The 23,197-nt window shown below is 38.4% G+C and carries 22 protein-coding genes; 13 read left to right on the top strand and 9 right to left on the bottom strand.

Annotated features, from left to right (window positions below; translation table 11 throughout):
• Positions 1–40: 40 nt before the first annotated feature.
• From SB028_RS00275 to trmL, 4 genes are all read left to right on the top strand, one after another.
• Positions 41–673, top strand: a complete 633-nt coding sequence (locus tag SB028_RS00275) for a haloacid dehalogenase-like hydrolase (RefSeq protein WP_069366864.1) — start codon at positions 41–43, stop codon at positions 671–673.
• 772 nt (positions 674–1,445) lie between these two features.
• On the top strand, positions 1,446–2,264 hold the full coding sequence (locus SB028_RS00270) for a glycosyltransferase (RefSeq protein WP_077885043.1): 819 nt from the start codon (positions 1,446–1,448) through the stop codon (positions 2,262–2,264).
• Between the two features lie 433 nt (positions 2,265–2,697).
• The gene (locus SB028_RS00265; RefSeq protein WP_069366866.1) at positions 2,698–3,864 is read left to right on the top strand and encodes a nucleotide sugar dehydrogenase; all 1,167 of its coding nucleotides are present in this window, start codon (positions 2,698–2,700) and stop codon (positions 3,862–3,864) included.
• Between the two features lie 11 nt (positions 3,865–3,875).
• Complete coding sequence (gene trmL, locus SB028_RS00260; protein ID WP_069366867.1) at positions 3,876–4,379, top strand: tRNA (uridine(34)/cytosine(34)/5-carboxymethylaminomethyluridine(34)-2'-O)-methyltransferase TrmL; 504 nt, start codon at positions 3,876–3,878, stop codon at positions 4,377–4,379.
• 68 nt (positions 4,380–4,447) lie between these two features.
• On the opposite strand, the gene SB028_RS00255 is transcribed toward trmL, so the two are convergent.
• From SB028_RS00255 to SB028_RS00235, 5 genes are all read right to left on the bottom strand, one after another.
• Positions 4,448–5,008 carry a serine acetyltransferase gene (locus SB028_RS00255; RefSeq protein WP_069366868.1) on the bottom strand — a complete coding sequence of 187 codons (561 nt, stop codon included), beginning with the start codon at positions 5,006–5,008 and terminating at the stop codon, positions 4,448–4,450.
• Positions 5,008–5,829, bottom strand: coding sequence for a serine O-acetyltransferase (gene cysE / locus SB028_RS00250; protein WP_069366869.1), 822 nt, complete (start codon positions 5,827–5,829; stop codon positions 5,008–5,010). The genes SB028_RS00255 and cysE overlap by 1 nt, the downstream gene beginning before the upstream one ends.
• Positions 5,830–5,927: 98 nt before the next feature.
• Complete coding sequence (gpsA, locus tag SB028_RS00245) at positions 5,928–6,944, bottom strand: NAD(P)H-dependent glycerol-3-phosphate dehydrogenase (RefSeq protein ID WP_069366870.1); 1,017 nt, start codon at positions 6,942–6,944, stop codon at positions 5,928–5,930.
• Positions 6,944–7,414 carry a protein-export chaperone SecB gene (secB, locus tag SB028_RS00240; protein WP_006534205.1) on the bottom strand — a complete coding sequence of 157 codons (471 nt, stop codon included), beginning with the start codon at positions 7,412–7,414 and terminating at the stop codon, positions 6,944–6,946. The genes gpsA and secB overlap by 1 nt, the downstream gene beginning before the upstream one ends.
• Before the next feature lie 69 nt (positions 7,415–7,483).
• Positions 7,484–7,921 carry a rhodanese-like domain-containing protein gene (locus tag SB028_RS00235; protein WP_069366871.1) on the bottom strand — a complete coding sequence of 146 codons (438 nt, stop codon included), beginning with the start codon at positions 7,919–7,921 and terminating at the stop codon, positions 7,484–7,486.
• A gap of 358 nt (positions 7,922–8,279) precedes the next feature.
• On the opposite strand from SB028_RS00235, the gene rimO reads away from it, so the two are divergent.
• The 3 genes from rimO to SB028_RS00220 all read left to right on the top strand — a co-directional run bounded on the left by rimO (position 8,280) and on the right by SB028_RS00220 (position 12,087).
• Positions 8,280–9,608 (top strand): 30S ribosomal protein S12 methylthiotransferase RimO, encoded by a 1,329-nt coding sequence (rimO, locus tag SB028_RS00230; protein WP_318859717.1) that lies wholly within the window; start codon positions 8,280–8,282, stop codon positions 9,606–9,608.
• A 215-nt stretch (positions 9,609–9,823) separates the two neighbouring features.
• Positions 9,824–11,116: a murein hydrolase activator EnvC gene (gene envC / locus SB028_RS00225; RefSeq protein ID WP_069366917.1), complete on the top strand. Its 1,293-nt coding sequence runs from the start codon at positions 9,824–9,826 to the stop codon at positions 11,114–11,116.
• Positions 11,117–11,118: 2 nt separating this feature from the next.
• Positions 11,119–12,087: a divergent polysaccharide deacetylase family protein gene (locus SB028_RS00220; protein WP_069366873.1), complete on the top strand. Its 969-nt coding sequence runs from the start codon at positions 11,119–11,121 to the stop codon at positions 12,085–12,087.
• Between the two features lie 51 nt (positions 12,088–12,138).
• On the opposite strand, the gene tdh is transcribed toward SB028_RS00220, so the two are convergent.
• On the bottom strand, positions 12,139–13,164 hold the full coding sequence (gene tdh, locus SB028_RS00215; RefSeq protein ID WP_069366874.1) for an L-threonine 3-dehydrogenase: 1,026 nt from the start codon (positions 13,162–13,164) through the stop codon (positions 12,139–12,141).
• Between the two features lie 9 nt (positions 13,165–13,173).
• The gene (locus SB028_RS00210; protein WP_069366875.1) at positions 13,174–14,373 is read right to left on the bottom strand and encodes a glycine C-acetyltransferase; all 1,200 of its coding nucleotides are present in this window, start codon (positions 14,371–14,373) and stop codon (positions 13,174–13,176) included.
• A gap of 270 nt (positions 14,374–14,643) precedes the next feature.
• On the opposite strand from SB028_RS00210, the gene rfaD reads away from it, so the two are divergent.
• Genes rfaD through rfaC form a run of 3 tightly spaced genes read left to right on the top strand, consistent with a single transcriptional unit; the run spans position 14,644 to position 17,600 of the window.
• Positions 14,644–15,582, top strand: a complete 939-nt coding sequence (gene rfaD / locus SB028_RS00205) for an ADP-glyceromanno-heptose 6-epimerase (protein ID WP_069366876.1) — start codon at positions 14,644–14,646, stop codon at positions 15,580–15,582.
• 9 nt (positions 15,583–15,591) lie between these two features.
• Positions 15,592–16,644, top strand: coding sequence for an ADP-heptose--LPS heptosyltransferase RfaF (gene rfaF, locus SB028_RS00200; RefSeq protein WP_069366877.1), 1,053 nt, complete (start codon positions 15,592–15,594; stop codon positions 16,642–16,644).
• Positions 16,641–17,600 (top strand): lipopolysaccharide heptosyltransferase RfaC, encoded by a 960-nt coding sequence (gene rfaC, locus SB028_RS00195; RefSeq protein WP_069366878.1) that lies wholly within the window; start codon positions 16,641–16,643, stop codon positions 17,598–17,600. The genes rfaF and rfaC overlap by 4 nt, the downstream gene beginning before the upstream one ends.
• A 20-nt stretch (positions 17,601–17,620) precedes the next feature.
• Here the strand turns inward: rfaC and SB028_RS00190 are convergent, their stop codons facing one another.
• Positions 17,621–18,697 (bottom strand): glycosyltransferase family 9 protein, encoded by a 1,077-nt coding sequence (locus SB028_RS00190; RefSeq protein WP_069366879.1) that lies wholly within the window; start codon positions 18,695–18,697, stop codon positions 17,621–17,623.
• A gap of 1 nt (position 18,698) precedes the next feature.
• Complete coding sequence (locus tag SB028_RS00185; RefSeq protein ID WP_069366880.1) at positions 18,699–19,664, bottom strand: polysaccharide deacetylase family protein; 966 nt, start codon at positions 19,662–19,664, stop codon at positions 18,699–18,701.
• A 159-nt stretch (positions 19,665–19,823) separates the two neighbouring features.
• On the opposite strand from SB028_RS00185, the gene rfaQ reads away from it, so the two are divergent.
• Genes rfaQ through SB028_RS00170 form a run of 3 tightly spaced genes read left to right on the top strand, consistent with a single transcriptional unit; the run spans position 19,824 to position 23,124 of the window.
• The gene (rfaQ, locus tag SB028_RS00180) at positions 19,824–20,891 is read left to right on the top strand and encodes a putative lipopolysaccharide heptosyltransferase III (RefSeq protein ID WP_069366881.1); all 1,068 of its coding nucleotides are present in this window, start codon (positions 19,824–19,826) and stop codon (positions 20,889–20,891) included.
• On the top strand, positions 20,891–22,024 hold the full coding sequence (locus SB028_RS00175; protein ID WP_069366882.1) for a glycosyltransferase family 4 protein: 1,134 nt from the start codon (positions 20,891–20,893) through the stop codon (positions 22,022–22,024). Before rfaQ ends, SB028_RS00175 begins: the two co-directional genes overlap by 1 nt.
• Positions 22,021–23,124, top strand: coding sequence for a glycosyltransferase (locus SB028_RS00170; protein WP_069366883.1), 1,104 nt, complete (start codon positions 22,021–22,023; stop codon positions 23,122–23,124). The genes SB028_RS00175 and SB028_RS00170 overlap by 4 nt, the downstream gene beginning before the upstream one ends.
• The last annotated feature ends 73 nt before the right edge of the window (positions 23,125–23,197 follow it).

Here is a 23,197-nt window from a genome sequence, read left to right as displayed (position 1 = left end):
GTAATTTATAATTGATGTATACAAGTCATGAGGTTGACTTTTGGATAAAATATTGTTTGTTGACGTTTGTCATACTATAGTTCCCCATAACACTACAATTTTATTCTTAGAACAGTACTACATAAAAAATAACTTCTTAAAAAAAATAAGGCGTATGATATTGGTAAAGATTATCAACAAAATTATTTTCAAATTGTTTAAAAAAGATATTTTAAGAAATTTATATATTTCTACATTAAAAAATAGAAATATATCTTCAGTAATGTCAGATGCAAAAGAGTTTGCAGAAAATATAGATTATAATCAAAAAGTACTCGATGTTGTTAATAAATATAAAACTCAAGGATATCAAATTATTCTTCTTTCAGCATCGATTGAACCAGTGGTTACAGCAATATGTCATTATTTATCTTATGATAACTCTTTTTCATCAAAATTAAATATTTTAAATGGGAAATATACTACAGGAATATATTTAGATCTACTCGATGTTAAAAACAAAATAATAAAAAACAAATATAAAAACAAACACTTAGTAATGATATCCGATAATTTTGGAGATTCTAAATGCATTCCCTATTTAGATGAATATATTCCTGTAATACTTAATAACAAATCAAAATTATTTTGGGAACAGTTCAACTTAAAAAACAGTATAGATTTGAGACAATAATTATGAATTTTTTCTTTATCCCTTTTTTTTATTTTTATCACTCAAGACTAAGAACTCTAATAAAAACCGTTTCTTGGTTTTTTATCTATATAATACCTATCTTTATTCTTGCTTTTTCTAATGGGATCGTCTCACTGAATGAATTAGCTTTTTTGTTTCTTTTCATAATAGGAATATATAATCTCTATGAGATTGGATATATTAATAATGACTGTGAAACCATAAAGAAGGAAAATAATCCCACATTAAGACTTTCTAAATCAGAAATGCACTATTACAATAAAAAAAAATTATTAATATATAGTGTTAGAGTATTGATTTCTTTGACCATCGGGATCTTGTTATCTTTAAACGAAAAAATATCAATTCATTATTTAGTAATTTCATATGTGGGTTTATTAATAACATTTGTTCTTTATAATCATATAAGATCTATTGCTAATCTTCCAATACACTTTTTATTGGTTTTATTTAGATTTTCATCCTTTTCCCTGGTTTTTAATTTGGGATACGAATGTTTTATGTTTAGTATTCTTATTTTCCCACTAATTAATTTGATTGAAAGGAGTGGAGAGATAAGGTTTAAACTAACCTTTTTTCAAAAAGGTATTTTTCTAAATCGTAATCTATTCAGAGTCCTATATTACTTCATTTTAACTCTTGGTTTGTACTTTTTTAATATATATGGAGGTGTATTATATACTGCAATATATATGCTATCTTATAGGATCACTTCACCATTAATTTTTAGTATTATTAAAAAGAGTTAATTATGTTTAGTATTGCTGTTATTATTGCTGTATATAAAAATGATAAATATGAGGATTTTGTTAGTGCTATCAAATCCATAACATTTAATCAAAAATCCATTCAACAAGATAGAATTAAAGTCTATTTACACATTGATGGTCATGTTAGTAAAAATATGATGGAATTTATTGAAAGCTCTGGATTTATATATAAATCAATTCATTCAAAAAATCCTGTAGGCTTAGCTAAAGGACTTAACAAACTAATTTCTATTTTAGAAGATGAAAAATATGTTTTCCGCATGGATGCAGATGACCTATCATTACCCAATAGGCTTCAATATCAAATTGAATATATGGAAAACAATCCAATTATAGACATTTCCGGAGGTTCTATACAGGAATTTATAGCTTCTTCAAATAACATAGTAGCAACCCGTTGTTATCCATTGACGCATGAAGAAATTTTTAAAGTTATTTATAAAGCATCACCATTCGCTCATGTAACAATTTGCTTTCGGCGCACATCATTAGCTAAAATAGGTTTCTACCCTGTTGATTATCCTTTAAATGAAGATATTGCTCTCTGGTTTCAAGCTTTAAAAAATGGTGCAACATGTGGAAATATTGAGCAAGTGTTAGTTAAAGTAAGAATGGATGGTGCATATGACAGACGATCTTCTGTCAAGGCTTTTAACGAATTTAAAGTATACTGGAATATTATGCTCTGGAAAAAATCATTTAGTTTCTTTCCTTTTATGCGCTTTGTATTTCGATTTTTACCCATTAAACTTGTAAAAATTATTTATAATTCTTTTGTTAGAAAGTTAGTCACAAAGTGACATTCTTTGATTAATAATTTAGCTCTATGAGATATCTCTGTAATACTTAATTCTCTTTCAGAAGAGAATCACTTTAATCAATTATTATAATTGATTAAAAAATAGATATGAATCCATTAATTAGCTATAAATAATACAAATAAATAATTCATTCCCTTGGGCTGATTCAATGATTCAAATTATCCATTACCCCAAAATGGGACAACTATAATTACGACTACTCTTGAAAATTGTATTAATGGATATTTATACCAATCCAAGCCAGTATAAAATTTAGTTGATACTATTGATGGATTTATAAAACTATTCTATGACGATAAATTAGAAATGGGTAAAAATAATTAAAAGAAAACTTAATCTAAATTTAATGAAAAATTATTATTAATAAGTATATAAATACATTAAACGAAATTTTATAATGTTAGGATAAAAAATGAAAATCACCATCTCCGGTACCGGCTATGTCGGTCTATCTAACGGAATACTGCTTTCCCAACACAACAAAGTGGTTGCGTTAGATATCAATAAAGAAAAAGTTGAATTACTGAATAAAAAAATCTCTCCAATTACAGATAAAGAAATTGAAGAGTTTTTAGCAACCAAAGAGCTCGACTTTACGGCAACATTAGATAAAGAATTCGCTTATAAAGATGCCGAATTTGTTATCATTGCCACACCAACCGATTACGATCCTAAAACAAACTATTTCAACACCTCCTCAGTAGAGTCTGTGATCCGTGATGTTTTAGAATATAATCCAACCACGACAATGATTATTAAATCAACCATCCCTGTTGGTTTTACCAAAGAAATGAGAGAAAAATATAATACGGATAATATTATTTTCTCTCCTGAATTCTTACGTGAAGGTCGTGCACTTTACGATAACTTATACCCTTCTCGCATTGTGATTGGTGAACAATCAGAAAGGGCACAAAAATTTGCTGACCTTTTACAACAAGGTGCATTAAAGAAAGATATTGATGTGCTTTTTACTGATTCCACAGAAGCCGAAGCGATTAAATTATTTGCTAATACTTATTTAGCACTGCGTGTTGCTTACTTTAATGAGCTAGATAGCTATGCCGAATCTTACGGACTGAATTCAAGACAAATTATCGAAGGTGTCTGCTTAGATCCGCGTATTGGTAATCACTATAACAATCCATCATTCGGTTATGGTGGTTACTGCTTACCAAAAGATACTAAGCAGCTCTTAGCCAACTACGACTCTGTTCCTAATAATATTATTAGTGCCATCGTTGAAGCTAACCGCACACGTAAAGACTTTATTGCAGACTCTATTATTGCTAAATCACCCAAAATCGTCGGTGTTTATCGTTTAATTATGAAATCTGGCTCTGATAATTTCCGTTCTTCTTCTATCCAAGGCATTATGAAACGCATTAAAGCCAAAGGAATCGAAGTAGTGATTTATGAGCCAGAAATGAAAGAAGACACCTTCTTTAACTCAAAATTAGTGCGTGATTTAAATGAGTTTAAAGCGATGTCTGATGTCATTATTACTAATAGAATGTCATCAGCACTAAACGATGTTGAAGAAAAAGTTTATACTCGTGACCTCTTTGGTAACGATTAAACCGATTTTATATGCTCAATATCGTCTTATTTGAACCCGAAATTCCACCGAATACGGGTAATATTATCCGCCTGTGTGCTAACACAGGCTTTCATCTCCATTTGATCCAACCATTGGGTTTTACTTGGGATGATAAACGTCTACGTCGCGCAGGGCTTGATTACCGTGAGTTTGCTGATATTAAACAGCATCACGATTACTATGCTTTTTTAGAAAGTGAAGGTTTAAACCCCGATAATGCACAATCGCCGACAGGTGCCCGTGTATTTGCGTTAACGACAAAAGGCACACCTGCACATAGCAATGTCAGCTATCAAGATGGCGATTATCTCCTGTTTGGGCCTGAAACGCGTGGGTTGCCACCCTATGTATTGGATAATATGCCAACACAGCAGAAAATCAGAGTCCCAATGCTGGCTGATAGCCGTAGTATGAATCTGTCAAATACAGTTGCCGTTGTGGTTTTTGAAGCATGGCGTCAATTAGGTTATCCTGGTGCATTACTAAAAGACTGAAATGCAAAAAGCGCTGATCACAAATAATGATCAGCGCTTTTTCAATTTCAAATAGCTAAAAACTTAATTTATTGCTCTGATGGTTGCCTGATTTCAGCAACGACTTTTGTAATATACCGACACCCTTCTCCCACATCCTTTAAGACTAATGCATGAGCACCAATTACCGCATTATCACCAATCTCTATCTCTCCACCGATAATCGATGAGTTACAACCAATATAAACATGATTGCCAACTCGAATATCCGCTTTGCCATCCTTTTCTTTTACTCCGATAGTCACACCTTGCATTAACGTTACATTCTCTCCTAGCTGACAGTAATTAGTCAGTACGATCCCTATGGGATGTGGTAATGAAAGACCTTTTCCTATACGCGTTCTTAGTGAGATATCGTTGCAATATTTACGATTATTTTTAGCACCAATACGAATACCTAATTTTTTAAGAAACCGGTTTTTAGAGAAATAAAAGAATTGAGCGACACGCCACCAAAACAGATAACGTGAGCGTTGGCAGAAAAAAACGCGGTGAAAAAGTCTTATCCAACTAAAAGGCTTGTTATCGCCAATATATTCAGCGTGTAAACAAACCTTAAGTTCAGAAAGTGTCACTTTGGTTAATGCCATTAAATGCCATCACCACACTCAAAACCCGGTACTACACCATTAAAGTGTTGATCCATATCGAGTGAAGGCTTGTCACTGGTCGGCTTACCGACAATGCGAGCCGGTACTCCCGCAACCGTAGTATGTGCCGGTACTTCATGTAATACCACGGATCCCGCGCCAATTTTGGCACCGCGACCAATCTCAATATTACCGAGTATTTTAGCGCCTGCACCAATCATTACACCTTCGCGCACTTTAGGATGGCGATCACCGCACGTTTTACCGGTTCCCCCTAAGGTGACAGATTGTAAAATAGAAACATCGTTCTCTACGATAGCCGTTTCACCAATCACAATACCTGTTGCGTGATCGAGCATAATACCGTGACCAATGCGTGCCGCTGGATGAATATCAACCCCAAAAGTCACAGAAATCTGGTTTTGCAGATAAACAGCAAGTGCTTTACGATCTTGCCCCCATAACCAATGCGCTATGCGATAAGCTTGTAAGGCATGGAAACCTTTTAGATAAAGCAGGGGTGTGGAGTATTTATCAACCGCGGGGTCGCGTAAACGGACAGCTGAAATATCATAAGCCGCCGATTCAATCATAGAATGATCACTGCGATAGGCTTCTTCAACAATCTCACGCACAGCAATTGCAGGCATAGTTTGAGTTGCTAGCTTATTCGCCAACATATAACTTAAGGCGCTGCCTAAGTTTTCATGCTTGAGTAATGTCGCATGGAAGAAACTCGCCAAAATTGGCTCGCAATCTGCCAAACATCTTGCTTCATTTTTAATATGATCCCAGACTCTTTTTAGTTCTTCTAGCGACATACTCACTCTCATTCTTTTTACATTGAAGCCTAAGTAAATACTTAGGCTTCTTATGTTTAAAACAGAAATAAATAACTAACTAACTACCTAAAATAGACTTAGAACAGATTGCTGTCTATCTCATCTTTCGTTGCACGACCTAATAAAGATAATGCCGCTTCTTTGGCATCTTTATGCTGATATAAAATCTGGTAGATCTGTTCGGTGATAGGCATTTCAACACCCACCTGTTCAGCTAATGCACGCACTTCTTTAGTGTTACGATAACCTTCAACGACCTGCCCGATTTTCTCTTGCGCCGTATCAACATCCAAACCTTGACCTAGCATCATACCAAATCGACGATTACGAGATTGGTTATCGGTACAGGTTAAAACTAAATCCCCCAAACCCGCCATTCCCATAAAGGTTGCAGCATCTGCACCTAATGCTTTACCTAAACGGCTCATTTCAGCAAGACCACGGGTGATCAGCGCTGTACGCGCATTGGCACCAAAGCCCATACCATCAGACATACCCGCACCAATAGCAATCACGTTTTTTACCGCGCCACCTAATTGCACACCGATAAAATCAGGATTTTTATAAACTCGGAAACTTTTTCCACAATGGAAAAGCTGTTGAAGCTCTTCAGAGAACGTATTATCCGTTGATGCCACAGAAATCGCAGTAGGTAGACCGGCTGCAAGCTCTTTAGCAAAAGTAGGACCTGATAACACTGCGAGCGGGATTTCATTACCTAATACTTCACGCGCTACATCTTGCAACAAGCGACCAGTATGAGCCTCAAGTCCTTTTGTCGCCCAAACAACACGTGCATCCTGACGTAAAAAGGGTTTGATCTGTTGTAATACATCACCAAAAACATGGCTTGGGATCACAACCAGAATATTACGGCTGGCTTCTATCGCTTTTTGCAAAGAAGCTTCCATGTATAAACTATCAGGAAAGGAAACATCGGGCAGAAATGCCTGATTACAGCGTGCTTGTTCTAATGCTGCAACATGCTGAGGATCATGCCCCCAAAGCACAACATCATGACCATTGCGCGCTAAAGTAATCGCTAAAGCGGTGCCGTATGAACCGGCACCGATAACTGTCATAGAAGCGTTCATTAAGCTTCTTCAGCCCCTTCATTAGCCGCATCAGTTTGTTGCTGTTGTAAATAGTTCATAAACAACGCGTCAAAGTTAACGGGTGCTAGGTTCAGTTGTGGGAAAGTACCACGGCTGACTAAGTTAGTGATACATTCACGAGCATAAGGGAACAGAACGTTAGGGCAATATGCACCTAAGCAATGTGCTAATTGAGTGCCTTCAATACCTTCAACGGTAAAGATACCGGCTTGTTGCACTTCACACAGGAATGCCGTTTCGTTATCCATGGTTGCAGTTACCGTAACGCGCAGAATAACTTCATACACGTTTTCAGCTAAAGTATTAGAAGAAGTATCCAGATCTAATTTAACTTCAGGTTGCCACTCTTTTTGGAAAACTTGTGGGGCATTAGGCGCTTCAAAAGAGATATCTTTTGTATAGATACGTTGAATTTGAAAAGTCATCTCTTGGTTTTGCTGTTCTGACATAATAATCTTACCTTTTTATATCCTTATTAATTGAATAGCAGTAAGTATAGAACTCAATCTGCCCGCTCGTTACTTTTTACCTTTAGCCAGTGGTAAATTCTCACCACTCCAGCCTGAAAGACCATCTTTTAAAATAAAGACTTTTTCAAAACCGAGTTTAATTAGGCTTTCTGCAGGTTTTGCACCTTCAATACCTGATGGTGATACAACAATAACTGGCTGTGATTTATATTTCTCCAGCTCAGCAATATTATTATTTTTGATTTCAGAAGGCGTTAAATTGATAGAATCAATGATGTGTCCTTTACGGAATTCATCACGGCTACGGATATCAACACACACCGCATTCTCTTTATTTATCAAAGAAATCGCTTCTGTACGGGAAATATTTTTCGTCTTAGAAAAAAGTCCTTTAAAGGTCAATACAATGACCGCCACCAGCAACGCGATCCAGATAAAGCTTAACAGGGTGTGCCGGTTGAAAAATTGCATTACTTCTTGCAGCATAGGATGCAATCACTCTCGTTGGTTAAAAATAGTATCAAAGAGCCAAAGTATACCTTTGTCATGACGCAATTACAGCCTATTCCTGCTTTTCTCTTTCTATTTTTGCGGAAAGTTTCTCAACAATCATTTTTTTTATTGACGGATTTATGTACCATTAGCGCCGGTTCCGTAAAAAATGATGAATGAAAAGGCGTTACCTTTTTACTCTACAGGATCCCTCTTCAGGAAAGCTATTAATAAATCAGCATCCCTAATAGTGGCTACTTACGTATAAAATCGCCCATCTTACGTAAGATTTATACCTGTCTGAGATACAACAACTATCTGTTATTTATTTAAAAGTATTGAGAACACGAGCATGTCGCAAACAAATCAAGTGCCTAAAATTGGATTCGTTTCATTAGGTTGTCCTAAAAATTTAGTGGACTCTGAACGTATCCTAACCGAACTGCGTACAGAAGGTTATCAAGTTGTTCCTACCTATAATGATGCTGATTTAGTCATCGTTAATACCTGTGGATTTATTGACAGCGCAGTACAAGAATCGCTAGAAGCGATTGGTGAAGCACTCGATGAAAACGGTAAAGTCATTGTCACTGGCTGTTTAGGTGCAAAAGAAAACCAAATTCGTGAAGTGCACCCTAAAGTACTCGAAATCACAAGGCCTCATAGTTATGAGCAAGTGTTATCTCATATTCACCACTATGTGCCAAAACCTGATCACAATCCTTTTCTCAGCCTGGTTCCTGAGCAGGGTGTAAAATTAACGCCTCGCCATTACGCATATTTAAAAATCTCTGAAGGCTGTAATCACCGTTGTACATTCTGCATCATCCCATCAATGCGCGGTGATCTAGATAGTCGTCCAATCGGTGAAGTATTAGGTGAAGCCAAGAGATTAGTTAATGCAGGTGTAAAAGAGTTACTGGTTATCTCTCAAGATACTTCGGCTTACGGTGTTGATACTAAACATCAAACCGGCTTTTGGGATGGAATGCCAGTCAAAACGAGTATGGTCAGTTTATGTGAACAACTGGCAAAATTAGGGATTTGGGTTCGCTTACATTATGTTTACCCTTATCCACATGTTGATGATGTCATTCCTTTAATGGCAGAAGGTAAAATTTTGCCTTATTTGGATATTCCGCTTCAGCATGCTAGCCCTAAAATTTTAAAACTGATGAAACGTCCAGGCTCTGTTGAACGTACTTTAGAGCGCGTAAAACGCTGGCGAGAAATTTGCCCCGAATTAACTTTACGTTCTACCTTTATTGTTGGTTTTCCGGGCGAAACAGAAGAAGACTTCCAAATGTTATTGGATTTCCTCACGGAAGCACGTTTAGATCGCGTAGGCTGCTTTAAATACAGCCCTGTTGACGGGGCGAAAGCAAATGAACTGGCGGATCAAGTACCTGAAGACGTGAAAGAAGAGCGTTATCACCGCTTTATGCAATTACAGCAACAAATTTCGACGGAACGCCTGCAAGAGAAAATCGGCAAAGTGTTGCTTGTTATGATTGATGAAGTGGATGAAGAGGGGGCGATTGGCCGTAGTATGGCTGATGCACCTGAAATTGATGGTGCGGTTTACCTCAATGAGCAATTTGATGTAGAACCGGGACAAATCGTCCGCGTTCTTATTGAACATGCAGACGAATATGACCTTTGGGGTACTATCGTCGAATAATCTCTCTTGTGGACAGCGTGATATTCTATTGCGCTGTCACACAGAAAACCGCTTTTTTCCTCTCTCCTATGATTATTGCTTTATAATCTCTTATTAATTGAATAGATTACCTGTTAGGTATTATCTGAAATTTCGGCTTTATTTCATGTTAGCTGGTCAGTTGTTTTATGGCATGAAATAATCTTACAAACTGTTATGAAAGGTACGTGGGTCAGATGGCAGAGAAAATGGATCTTCAAAAAAAAACACATCCGTCTTATCGTGTATTTTCTTTACCGTTAATCACGTTGCTTATTAGCACCGCTCTCTTTTCTGCGTCCCCTGTTTTTGCTAACACATTAACGGATAACCGCAATCAGCTAAAAGATCTACAAACCACGATCGCAGAAAAAGAGAAACAGGTTCAAGAACAACAAAAACAACGTACAGCCCTTCTTAATCAGTTAAAAACGCAAGAAACTCAAATTTCAAATGCGAGTCGCTCTGTGCATGAAACCCAAAACCGCTTACAAACATTGGGTAAAGAGATAAAAACCATTACCGCAAATATTGCACGCTTACAAAAACAGTATCAGTCTCAACAAGAATTATTAGCTCGCCAAATGGATGCAGCTTATCGCCAAGGTAAACATCAAGGCATAGAGCTTTTATTTCGTGGTGAAGAAGGTCAGCGTGAAGAGCGTATCTTAGCCTATTACAGCTATATTAATGATGCTCGCAAAGAAACAATGACAGAGCTGGCGCAAACCTCAAAAGAACTTGAAGCCGAAAAAGCAGCGCAACAAGCAAAACAGAACGAACAAAAGCAAGTCTTAACCAAACAACAGCAAGAAAAACAAAAGCTGGATAATGCATTAGCCGCTAGACAAAAAACACTGACTCAACTTGAATCAACCTTAAAAGCAGATCAGAAAAACTTAGCGACAATGCGAGCTAACGAAGCGCAATTAAGAAATAAAATTGCTCAAGCAGAGCGTGAAGCCAAAGCTCGTGCAGAACGTGAAGCCCGAGAGGCGGCACGTATTGCAGCTAAACAGCGGGAAGCCCAACAGCGCGGTTCAACCTATAAACCCACCGCCGAAGAGCAGTCATTGATGTCACGTACAGGTGGTTTAGGTAAACCTGCGGGACAAGCGATTTGGCCAATCAGAGGTACTTTATTACACCGTTTTGGTGAATCTATTTCTGGCTCTGGTGAATTACGTTGGAAAGGTATTGTAATACCTGCGGCACAAGGTACGGAAGTAAAAGCTATTGCTGATGGGCGAGTGTTATTAGCCGATTGGCTTCAAGGTTATGGTTTAGTGGTTGTGGTTGAACATGGTAAAGGTGATATGAGCCTTTATGGTTATAACCAAAGTGCTTTAGTGAATGTGGGTCAACAAGTTAAAGCAGGCCAACCTATTGCTTTAGTCGGTAACAGTGGTGGACAAGAGCGTTCAGCACTCTATTTTGAAATCAGACGTCAAGGAAAAGCAGTGAACCCTGTTCCTTGGCTTGGGAGGTAGGTTTGAAATTACTTGGCACATTACAACGCAAGCACTCTTTTTTACTTAGTCTAATGTTGCTAAGTCTGGTTGTGAGTACGCCTGCGTTTGCAGCAAAATTAGCCATTGTAATTGATGATTTTGGTTATCGGAAAAAAGAAGATAACCAAGTTTTACAACTTCCTACAGCAGTATCTATCGCCATTTTGCCTGATTCTCCTCATGGTAAAGAAATGGCGACTAAAGCACATACACAAGGGCGTGAAATTTTGATCCATATGCCAATGGCTCCCATTAGCAAACAACCACTAGAGCGTGATACCCTCAAACCTTCCATGGATCAGGCTGAAATTAATCGAATTATTCAGCATGCTATCAGTAATGTTCCTTACGCTGTCGGTATGAATAACCATATGGGCAGTGCGATGACATCCGATAGGCAAGCAATGGATAGAGTCATTAAAGCGCTGAATCACTCAAATCTCTATTTTTTAGATAGCGTAACCATTGGTAATACACAAGCAGCCATTGCAGCAAAAGCGGCGGGTGTTCCCTCTTTACGTCGCCATGTTTTTCTCGATAACGTACAAACAGAAGCCGAAACCAGACAACAGCTTAATCGCGCGATAGCTTTAGCGCGAAAAAACGGCTCCGCTATTGCTATCGGACATCCTCATCCTTCAACGGTTAGCGCATTACAACAACAGTTACCTTTATTACCCGCTGATATTCAACTGGTTGCACCGAGTACACTATTAAAGCCACAAACAGAAAAACCGATACAACCAGAACCACCTAAAGTTATCCCACCCACAGAACAACCCAAAGCGCCAAAACCTGCGTCTTGGTTAAAACCCGCGCAAGAAGCAATTATCTCGATGAAAAAAAGTACACTAATTAATACATTATCACGTGGATTTAGCGCATCAGAAAAAAAGAAAATACCGAATACACCTACTCCGAACGAAGAAATCGGTGAAGTTGAAAAATAACGCAATAAAAAAGAGCCTATTAAGGCTCTTTTTTCGCTTAATTACCGCATATTACTGCCAATCTAAAATGACTTTACCTGATTGACCTGAGCGCATGATATCAAAGCCTTTTTGGAATTCATCAATAGGAAATTGATGCGTAATAATCGGCGAGAGATCAAGGCCCGATTGGATAAGTGCCGCCATTTTGTACCATGTTTCGAACATCTCACGACCGTAGATACCTTTAATAAACAGTCCTTTAAAGATAACTTGTCCCCAATCAATAGCCATATCCGAAGGAGGAATACCCAACAGCGCAATACGACCACCATGGTTCATGGTATTAAGCATGGTACGAAACGCAGGTGGCGCACCTGACATTTCTAGACCAACATCAAAGCCTTCTGTCATACCCAATTCTTTCATCACATCGATTAAGTTTTCTTTGCTGACATTTACGGCTCGGGTAACACCCATTTTTCTTGCAAGATCAAGCCGATATTCATTAACATCGGTGATCACCACATGACGAGCGCCAACATGCTTACAAATTGCAGCCGCCATGATCCCAATAGGACCCGCGCCAGAAACCAGCACATCTTCACCCACTAAATCAAAAGATAATGCGGTATGAACAGCATTACCAAAGGGATCAAAAATAGCGGCTAATTCATCAGAAATATTATCTGGGATTTTAAATGCATTAAAGGCAGGGATAACCAGATATTCAGCAAAACAGCCTGGGCGATTTACACCCACACCAATGGTATTACGACATAAATGTGTACGACCACCACGGCAATTGCGACAATGACCGCAAGTGATATGCCCTTCACCCGAGACACGATCACCAATATTAAAGCCTTTCACTTCCTGCCCTATTGCAACAATTTCACCGATATATTCATGACCGACAACCATAGGAACAGGGATCGTTTTTTGTGACCACTCATCCCAGTTATAAATATGAACATCAGTGCCACAAATTGCTGTTTTGCGAATTTTGATCATCACATCGTTATGACCAAGCTCAGGTACTGGAACATCAGTCATCCAGATACCTTCTTGTGCTTTTAATTTTGACAGTGCTTTCATAGAGTAACCTTATGCAATCACATTAAGTTCTTTGCCAATTTTGATAAATGCCGCCACTGCACGCTCAATTTGCTCAGTCGTGTGTGCTGCCGACATTTGGGTACGAATACGTGCTTGTCCTTGCGGTACAACAGGATAGAAAAATCCTGTCACATAAATCCCTTCATCAAGTAAGCGTGCTGCAAACTCTTGGGCTAATTTAGCCTCTCCTAACATGACTGGAATAATGGCATGATCTGCGCCCGCCAATGTAAAACCCGCCGCACTCATTTTTTCACGGAAAAGTGAAGCATTGCGCCATAAACGAGCACGGATCTCATCACCTGATTTGAGCATATCTAAGACCGCAATAGAGGCCGAGACAATCGCAGGTGCTAACGAGTTAGAGAATAAATAAGGACGAGAACGTTGACGTAACCATTCAACCACTTCTTTACGTGCTGCGGTATAACCACCTGATGCACCACCTAATGCTTTACCTAAAGTGCCCGTGATAATGTCAACTCTACCCATCACATCACAATACTCATGAGTTCCCCGGCCTTGAGCACCAACAAACCCCACAGCATGCGAATCATCGACCATCACTAAAGCACCAAATTCATCCGCTAAATCACAGATAGATTTTAGGTCGGCAATCACACCATCCATTGAAAATACACCGTCAGTGGCGATCATAATGTGGCGAGCATTATCAGCTTTCGCTTTTTCAAGTTGCGTGCGCAGTTCTGCCATATCGTTATTCGCGTAGCGATAACGTTTTGCTTTACATAAACGCACACCATCAATAATAGAAGCATGGTTTAAGGCATCAGAAATAATCGCATCTTCAGGTCCCATTAATGTTTCAAATAATCCACCATTCGCATCAAAGCAAGATGAATACAAAATGGCATCTTCCATACCTAAAAATTCTGCAATTTTATTTTCTAATGTTTTATGTGAATCTTGAGTACCACAAATAAAACGAACCGACGCCATACCAAAACCGTGGCTATCCATTCCTGCTTTTGCCGCTTCAATCAGTTTGGGATGATTGGCTAAACCGAGATAGTTATTAGCACAGAAGTTAATCACATGGCTTCCATCAGCAACCGCGATATCCGCACTTTGTGAAGAAGTGATAATGCGCTCATTTTTAAAGAGGCCATCTTGACGAGTTTGTTCGAGTTGTTGATTAATTTGTTGATAGAAAGAGTGGGTGGACATACTTTCTCCTAAGACCGCAGGGCGAAAAGACGTAACATACATTTTTGATTATAATGTAGTCGTTATTGTTTCTTATTCTATTCCTTTGTCCTATTAAAAACGACAAATGTAAATAAATAATGTTATTTATGTAACTAAGATCACTAATACACACTCTGTTTTTAGCGTTTTTCAGCCTGTTATTCTGTGATGAAGACTACCGTTAATGCTGTTCAGTGTTATTATAGACCTAGAGCTAATTTTTAGATTTTTATATGAAGGGGTAGCCACATGATTATCGTCACGGGCGGTGCAGGTTTTATCGGCAGCAATATTGTTAAAGCATTAAATGATGAAGGTTATACCGATATATTGGTTGTTGATAACCTTAAAGATGGCACCAAGTTCGTGAATTTGGTCGATCTGAATATTACCGATTACATGGATAAAGAAGATTTTATTGCTAGCATTGTAGCTGGTGATGATTTTGGCGATATTGATGCGGTTTTCCATGAAGGCGCTTGCTCATCTACCACTGAGTGGGATGGCAAATATATGATGGATAACAACTATCAATATTCTAAAGAGCTACTCCACTACTGTTTAGATCGTCAAATTCCTTTCTTATACGCCTCTTCTGCTGCTACTTATGGTGGTCGTACAGATAACTTTATTGAAGAGAGAAAATACGAAGCACCGTTAAATGTCTATGGTTATTCAAAATTCTTATTCGATGAATATGTACGTCAGATTTTACCTGAAGCTGAATCGATGATTTGTGGCTTCCGTTATTTTAATGTTTATGGCCCTCGTGAAGGACATAAAGGCGGCATGGCAAGTGTTGCATTCCATTTAAATAACCAAGTCAATGCAGGCCAAAATCCAAAATTATTTGAAGGTAGCGAAACCTTCCAACGCGACTTTATTTATGTGGGTGATGTTGCTGCGGTTAATTTATGGTTCTGGCGCAATAATGTATCCGGTATTTTTAACTGTGGTACCGGTCGCGCTGAGTCATTCCAAGCTGTTGCTGATGCCGTTATTGCCCATCATAAAGATAAAGATCTCTCTATCGAACATATTGAGTTTCCAGAGAAATTAAAAGGTCGTTACCAAGCCTTTACTCAAGCTGATCTGACGAATTTACGTAAAGCGGGTTATACCGCACCTTTTAAAACAGTTGCTGAAGGCGTAGAGCTTTATATGCAATGGTTAAATCAAGGTAAGTAATCGCTGTTTATGAAAATCTTTGTGGTAGGGCCTTCATGGGTCGGGGACATGATGATGTCTCAAAGCCTTTATCGTACATTGAAAGCATTACATCCTGCGGCAACTATTGATGTGATGGCACCTGCTTGGTGCCGTCCATTATTAGACAAGATGCCAGAAGTAGATAATGCCATTCCTATGCCGTTAGGTCATGGTGCATTAGCCATTGGTGAACGTCGCCGTTTAGGAAAACAGTTAAGAGATAATGGTTACACGCATGCTTATGTATTACCTAACTCGTTTAAATCTGCATTAGTCCCTTTCTTTGCAGATATTCCTAAACGCACAGGTTGGCGCGGAGAGATGCGTTATGGTCTATTAAATGATTTGCGACCTTTAGATAAAGCTGCATTTCCTTTGATGGTTGAACGCTATGTCGCGCTAGCTTATGACAAGCAAAAAGTACAAAAGGCGACAGATTTACCTCAACCTCTGCTTTGGCCTAAGTTATCCGTTACAGAACGCGATATCTCTACCACATTGAGCCAATTTTCATTATCGACCCAACGCCCTGCAATTGGTTTTTGCCCTGGCGCTGAATTTGGTCCTGCTAAGCGTTGGCCTCATTATCATTATGCTGCTTTAGCGCAGAAATTAATTGCTGAACAAGGCTATCAGATTTTCCTTTTTGGCTCTCAAAAAGACAAAGAGGCTGGCGAAGAGATAAAACAAGCCCTAACATCTGATGCGCGTGAAGCCTGTTTTAATCTTGCTGGCGAAACCAGCCTTGAACAAGCCGTCAACCTCATTGCATCTTGTAAAGCTGTCGTCAGTAATGACTCTGGTCTAATGCATGTAGCTGCTGCGTTGGAACGCCCATTAGTCGCCCTTTACGGCCCAAGTAGCCCTGATTTTACGCCACCGTTATCCCATAAAGCGCGTGTGATCCGTTTAATTACGGGTTATCACAAAGTGCGTAAAGGGGATGCTGAACAAGGCTATCACCAAAGCTTAATTGATATTCAGCCCGAGAAGGTGTTTACCGAGCTTGAACATTTGCTGTCAATGGAGCCATCAGCGTGAAACGGGTATTAATTGTTAAAACCTCTTCCATGGGGGATGTGTTACATACGTTACCTGCATTAACCGATGCTATAAACGCGTACCCTGAGATCCGTTTTGATTGGGCTGTTGAAGAAGGTTTTGCACAAATTCCAAGCTGGCATCAAGCTGTTGATACGGTTATTCCTGTGGCAATACGCCGTTGGCGTAAAAATTGGTTTAGTGCGCCTATTCGTGCTGAACGTACGCAATTTCGTCGCACTATACAAGCGCATCATTACGATGCCGTGATTGATGCACAAGGTTTACTGAAAAGCGCCTTTTTAGTCACTCGATATGCCAAAGGCACTAAACATGGCTATTCTCGTCAAAGTGCTCGTGAGCCTTTAGCCAGTTTCTTTTACGATATTCGCCACGATGTCAGTAAAAAAATGCATGCGGTTGAACGTATTCGCCAACTATTTGCCTTAAGCTTAAATTATCCCATTCCACCATCTCAAGGTGATTATGGGATAGCATCGCATTTTCTCGCTCTTCCCGCCTTTGATGAACGCCCTTATTTAGTATTCTTGCATGCAACAACACGTGATGAGAAACATTGGCCAGAATCCTATTGGCGAGAATTAATCGCCCTACTTGCTGATTCAGGATTACGTATTAAATTGCCTTGGGGTGCAGAGCATGAGTATCAACGGGCTATGCGTTTAGCCGCAGATTTTGACTATGTCGATGTCTTGCCCAAAATGTCACTCGCGGATGTTGCTCAAGTGATTGCGGGGGCAAGAAGTGTCGTCTCTGTCGATACCGGATTAAGCCATCTAACTGCCGCATTAGATAAACCGAATATCACCTTGTTTGGCCCTACCGATCCCGGTTTAATCGGTGGTTACGGTAAAGCCCAAACGGCGATAAAAGCAGAAGGTGGGGATATTAGAGAAATAAGCCCACAACAAATTATCAAGACACTCAATATTTAGTCTAATTAAACCCTAAAAGGTTATTCGTTTTTTAGGGTTTGATTGACGGCATCAAAAACTTCATCAACGGTAATAAGATCCATTGATGCCTGAATGCCCTCATTTGGGCTCGGCTTCTTATTGATAATAGTATGTAAATGAAGATCTTGATAAGGTCCCGTCCATTTAGGATCGGCTGTTGCAAATAAACTCACTGTTGGGCGCTGTAATGTAATCGCTAAATGCAGAGGTCCTGTATCACCTGTGACTAATACATCCATTATTTTTATTTGGCTTAATAGATCAGGTAATGAGGTTTTACCTATTAGGTTTTCAATATTGTTATGATATTTTTCTGGTAACAATGAAAAAAAGGCTTCAGGTAATTCTAGTTCTCTCGGAGAGCCTATTAATTTAATTTGTATTGTGGGTTTACTATCAATAAGCTTCTGCGCTAATTCAACAAAGTATTTAACCGGCCATCTACGCTCTTGCGTTGATGCCCCCATCTGAAAGCCCACAATAGCATTTTCACTTTTAATTAATTGCTTTATATCACAAGGAAGCTCCATCCTTGTATCCGTGCTATCTATCCCTAAATAGCGAATAATATTAAGTTTGCTTTGAATAACATGGCAATTCGAAGGCTGATGATCGGCAACAATCCATTTTTGAAACCATGTAGGAATAACGTGAAACGTATTACGTAAAATATACTGACAGCCCGCCATCACAGCAAATAACACATCATAAGGGAGATGAGAATGGAGAATTATCGCTAATTCAGGCTTGTATTTTTTTGCCTGTAAAGCAATGGGAAGTAAATTTTTTATCTTATTATCCCAATAAACTACGCTATCTATTTGATCATAGTTTTCAACTAATAACCTATTTTTCTCACTGGAAACCAATGTAATATGTGCATTAGGGTAGTGCGCTCGGATCGCTCTTATCGCGGGAGTATTAAACATAAAATCGCCCAGCGCTGTCGTAGAAAAAATAAGAATACTGTTAAATTGAAGGTCCGATGAAAATGTCTCTGTTTTTTTCATCTTACCAAAAAGTGGGTTATACATATTTAGGAAGTTATGCACCCATTTTAATTTCTTTAACTTCATCTTATTTTGCCTGCACCTTACTTTGATAATACTCAGCTAACGTCATGCCTTGTACTTTATCTGACAAGAAACTAAATAATGTTTCTAAATCTTCATAAAGCCCTTCGATTTCCTGTTCAGTTCGGAATGTTGGACTACCACCCGGCATAAATTCAGATGAATGCAACATAAACTCAATATGGTCATGATCCTGTGCTAACGATTTTTCAGCAACTTCAATCATCTGTTGGGCATTACCACCTTTAGGGCGTAACCAATTAACCGATGGTGCTCGTTGCTTGCCTCTTAATTTATCGTAACCCTGCTTCACTTTATTCATTAAAGGCGAGTGCTTATATTGAATACTCATTGGCACTTCTAGCAACGTTGAATTTCCTGTTTTACTGATATCATCGAGATCCATAAAATAAGCGTGGCTTGGAAAATCAGTGTAATTAGTACCACCCACTTGTGCGGGGTCGCCTTTAGTAAAACGCCAATCCACTTTAGGTGTGACAGAGCAATCAACTTGATAACCAAATTCAACCAGAAGTTGTGCATAAATCTCATTAAATGCCCAGCGACCTGCACGATGGCTTAACATTTTAGTTTGCAGTTTCTCTTCTAGCAGGTGGGTCATTAATGCGATTTTCTCTCGCATTTGCGCTTTAGGGTATTCAATTAAATAAGGCTGATAACGTAAATCATCATCGGTTAAAGGCGTGAGTGGCGGGCTATTCCATGCATGTAAGTGCATACCAATTTCACCCGTATTACGGGCAATCACATCGCGAGCAAACTCGATATACGCTTCATCCATCACCATTTCGTAATTTGTTAGCCAAACAGGTTTAAAATGAAAACGTTCGCAAAGTTGCTGAAAACGGGGAAGAAAATGCGTATTTTGAGTGGTAATTTGGTTACACTCATTTTCCCAAAGATTATCGCCTTCGGTATCTAATGTGATAATAAATGCTGGTTTTTTCATGCATACCCTGCCAATTAATGGATAATAGGCTAACTGATTTATATTTAATACTATGGTATGCAGTAGAAAACATCAATTCAATCAATATAGATTAGGTTTTGTGGATGCATTTAGTTGTTTTGTTTACAATCAAGATATCTCACTCAAGCTAAAGTAATTATGACTAATATAAATCAATCATTTAATAGAATACTGGTTATAAAGCTCCAACATCATGGAGATATGTTATTAACGACACCCGTTATACACTCATTAAAATCAGCTTATCCTAATGCAACGATTGATGTTTTATTATACAAAGAAACACTGCCTATGCTTGAGCATAATCCATTAATAAATAATATTTATTATCTGGATCGCAATTGGAAATACCAAGGTAAATTCACTCGTATCAAGAAAGAGTGGCAACTGGGTCGAACATTACAAAAGCAACACTATGATCTCGTGGTAAATTTAGCCGACCAATGGAAAGCGGCCATTTTTGCTTTAATCACTAAAGCACAGGTTCGTTTAGGTTTTGAGTTTGAAAAGCGTAAAAACAGTCAGTTTTGGCAAAAATGTCATAACATGATTGTCTCTACCGCTGATCATGGGCAACTCCATACGGTTGAACAAAATCTGAGTATCCTTGCTCCACTTAATATTCCTCTTCTTTCGGATGTTATGATGGCTTATAGCGAAGCCGATAAACAGTGGTTAACTGAAACGATTGAAAAACATCATCTCCCTAAAAACTATATCGTGATACAACCAACATCTCGCTGGTTTTTCAAATGCTGGGATGAAGATAAAATGGCAAATTTAATTACATCGCTTCAGCAAAGCCATTATTCCGTGGTTTTAACTTCAGGCCCAGAAGCGAAAGAATTAGAGATGATAGAAACAATTTTGGCACAATGCCCAAACAAAGAAGCGATAACGGTTTTAGCAGGGCAAACCTCTTTATCTCAACTTGCGGTATTAATTGATAATGCAGGACTTTTTATCGGTGTTGATTCTGTCGCAATGCATATGGCTGCGGCATTCAAAACGCCTTTAGTAGCTCTTTTTGGCTCATCTAAACTTGAACATTGGCACCCTTGGCAAGCGGTAGGTGAAACAATATGGGCGGGTAATTATGGCGATATTCCACACCCAGATCATATAAAAACAGATACCCAACAACGTTATCTTTCTGCTATTCCTGTTGAGGTAGTTTACAACACAGCTATAAGGCATTTATCTTAATGAATCACCCATTACGACTCGCCATTGTTCGACAAAAATATCGCCCTGATGGTGGAGCAGAACGCTTTATTGCCCGCGCATTAGATGCGTTATCACACGATGATCTTGAACTCAATGTGATCACGCGAGAATGGCAAGGTGAAACTCACCCTGATTGGCATATTCATTTATGTAACCCTCGAAAATTAGGCCGAATTAGCCGAGAATCTGGTTTCGCTAGAGCCGCTAGAGCATATTGGCAAGAACATCATTTTGATATTGTCCAGAGTCATGAACGTATCGCTGGTTGTGATATTTTTCGTGCGGGTGATGGTGTACATCGCCGATGGTTATTACAACGCCAACGAATTTTACCGAAGTGGAAAGGTCGTTGGTTATTTTATGATAGATACCATCGCTATGTTATGAATGCAGAAAAAGAGATGTATGCTGATCCGGCATTAAAACAGGTTATCTGTAATTCACAGATGGTAAAAAACGAGATTATTGAGGATTTTGGTGTCCCTGCCGATAAAATAACTGTCATTTACAATGCAATTGACCATAATGTTTTCGTACCTGCGACAAATTCTCAAAAACAAAGATTAAAGACGCAATATAATATTCCACAAGATGTGCCTTGCTTTATTTATGTAGGATCAGGTTTTGAACGTAAAGGGTTAGCGGCTGCTATTTCAGCAATCGCAAAGACACCAGCGATATTGTTAGTTGTTGGAAATGATAAAAATCAGCAAAAATACGAACAACTCGCGACACAATTAAGTTGTAAACAGCGTATTTTCTTTTTAGGTATGCAGAAAAAAACGCTCGATTTTTATCAAATGGCGGATGCATTGCTTCTTCCTACTCTTTACGATCCTTTCCCTAATGTTATTCTTGAGGCATTATCGTGCGGTTTACCTGTGATCACCTCAACAACCTGTGGTGGTGCAGAATTTATTCAAAATGGTAAAAATGGATTTGTTTGTGATGCATTAGATATTTCAGCGTTAACTAATGCAATTGTACAGATCCCAAAAAATACAGCGTGGACAGAAATGTCACAAGTGGCAAGAGAGACTATCCTCCCTTATACACCACAACGATTGTCAGGCGAGCTTATTTCACTTTATAAACGGATATTAGCCTTGTGAGTCAACAACATATACTTTTTATTATTGATGGATTACCCGGTGGTGGTGCTGAAAATGTCACGCTCAGGTTAGCTAATGGCTTTCATCAAGCGGGATATCAAGTCACATTACTATCCTTACATAATAAATTAGCGTATGAACTACCTGATTTTATTGATTATATTGTTGATCATGATAACTATCGTGGTATTTTCAGGAAATTGACAGAAATCTCGCGCAGAGCAAAATCACTTGATAATGTACTGACACAACTTTTTGCTAAAAAAGGGCGTCCAGCACTTGTTCTTTCAAACTTACATAAAACAGACCGTATTGTTTGTCGCGCCAAACAACTAAAAAAATGTAATGTTTGGTACTGTATTCATGGCATTTACTCTCAATCTTATCTTGGCAATAAATCAGGATTTTCATATTGGTTGAAAAAAACCAAAATTCAACGGGTTTACAAAGATAAAAATCTCGTTTGTGTCTCTAATGCAGTTAAAGATGATTTAATCAATGCAATTGGTATTCATGCTCGTCAATTAAAAACTATCTATAACCCTTTTAATATTGAAGAAATACAACAAAAAGCCACCCTTCCGAATCCATTTACTCAACAAGAGTATATTTTACATGTAGGTCGACTACATGAAGTAAAAAGACAAGACCGATTAATTGAAGCCTTTGCTAAAGCAGATTTACCTTGCCAATTAATCCTTTTAGGTGAAGGAATGCCTGCAATTAAACAAAAATTAGAAGCACAAATAGCACAACTCAACCTAACACAAAAGGTTGTACTCGCTGGCTTTATCTCTAATCCGCTCCCTGCGATTAAAGATGCGAAAGTCGTCGCATTAAGTTCTGATAGTGAAGGACTTCCTACGGTGTTAATTGAAGCTTTAATTTGCGGAACACCTATTGTCAGTACTCGATGCCCGGGTGGAGTCAGCGAAATTATGACAGACGAACTTTCTGATTACCTCTCTACCATGGATAGCAACGCTCTCGCAGAAAAACTTCGTCTTGCATATTATTCACCACCTCAAATATTGCCGTCATCCTATGCAAAATTTGAACTAAACCATATTTTAAAGCAGTATATCGCTTTAATTCCTTAATCCGTGCTTACTTGTTTTACACACTTTATCCCACACAGTGTGATACTATAAGCGTTCGTTTAGATAAGTGAAT

It is taken from the genome of Proteus vulgaris (assembly GCF_033708015.1).
Classification (GTDB): domain Bacteria; phylum Pseudomonadota; class Gammaproteobacteria; order Enterobacterales; family Enterobacteriaceae; genus Proteus.
This window is presented reverse-complemented; position numbering and strand designations above follow the sequence as displayed.

What these genes read in the sequence shown, in the direction of transcription:
- SB028_RS00270 (WP_077885043.1), top strand. Translation starts at nt 1,446, where the DNA reads ATGTTTAGTATTGCTGTTATTATTGCTGTATATAAAAATGATAAATAT.
- SB028_RS00185 (WP_069366880.1), bottom strand. Translation starts at nt 19,664, where the DNA reads ATGAAAAAACCAGCATTTATTATCACATTAGATACCGAAGGCGATAAT.
- gpsA (WP_069366870.1), bottom strand. Translation starts at nt 6,944, where the DNA reads ATGAACGCTTCTATGACAGTTATCGGTGCCGGTTCATACGGCACCGCT.
- SB028_RS00235 (WP_069366871.1), bottom strand. Translation starts at nt 7,921, where the DNA reads ATGCTGCAAGAAGTAATGCAATTTTTCAACCGGCACACCCTGTTAAGC.
- SB028_RS00210 (WP_069366875.1), bottom strand. Translation starts at nt 14,373, where the DNA reads ATGTCCACCCACTCTTTCTATCAACAAATTAATCAACAACTCGAACAA.
- SB028_RS00255 (WP_069366868.1), bottom strand. Translation starts at nt 5,008, where the DNA reads ATGGCATTAACCAAAGTGACACTTTCTGAACTTAAGGTTTGTTTACAC.
- rimO (WP_318859717.1), top strand. Translation starts at nt 8,280, where the DNA reads ATGTCGCAAACAAATCAAGTGCCTAAAATTGGATTCGTTTCATTAGGT.
- rfaD (WP_069366876.1), top strand. Translation starts at nt 14,644, where the DNA reads ATGATTATCGTCACGGGCGGTGCAGGTTTTATCGGCAGCAATATTGTT.
- rfaQ (WP_069366881.1), top strand. Translation starts at nt 19,824, where the DNA reads ATGACTAATATAAATCAATCATTTAATAGAATACTGGTTATAAAGCTC.
- tdh (WP_069366874.1), bottom strand. Translation starts at nt 13,164, where the DNA reads ATGAAAGCACTGTCAAAATTAAAAGCACAAGAAGGTATCTGGATGACT.
- trmL (WP_069366867.1), top strand. Translation starts at nt 3,876, where the DNA reads ATGCTCAATATCGTCTTATTTGAACCCGAAATTCCACCGAATACGGGT.
- envC (WP_069366917.1), top strand. Translation starts at nt 9,824, where the DNA reads ATGGCAGAGAAAATGGATCTTCAAAAAAAAACACATCCGTCTTATCGT.
- rfaF (WP_069366877.1), top strand. Translation starts at nt 15,592, where the DNA reads ATGAAAATCTTTGTGGTAGGGCCTTCATGGGTCGGGGACATGATGATG.
- SB028_RS00265 (WP_069366866.1), top strand. Translation starts at nt 2,698, where the DNA reads ATGAAAATCACCATCTCCGGTACCGGCTATGTCGGTCTATCTAACGGA.
- secB (WP_006534205.1), bottom strand. Translation starts at nt 7,414, where the DNA reads ATGTCAGAACAGCAAAACCAAGAGATGACTTTTCAAATTCAACGTATC.
- SB028_RS00175 (WP_069366882.1), top strand. Translation starts at nt 20,891, where the DNA reads ATGAATCACCCATTACGACTCGCCATTGTTCGACAAAAATATCGCCCT.
- cysE (WP_069366869.1), bottom strand. Translation starts at nt 5,829, where the DNA reads ATGTCGCTAGAAGAACTAAAAAGAGTCTGGGATCATATTAAAAATGAA.
- SB028_RS00190 (WP_069366879.1), bottom strand. Translation starts at nt 18,697, where the DNA reads ATGAAGTTAAAGAAATTAAAATGGGTGCATAACTTCCTAAATATGTAT.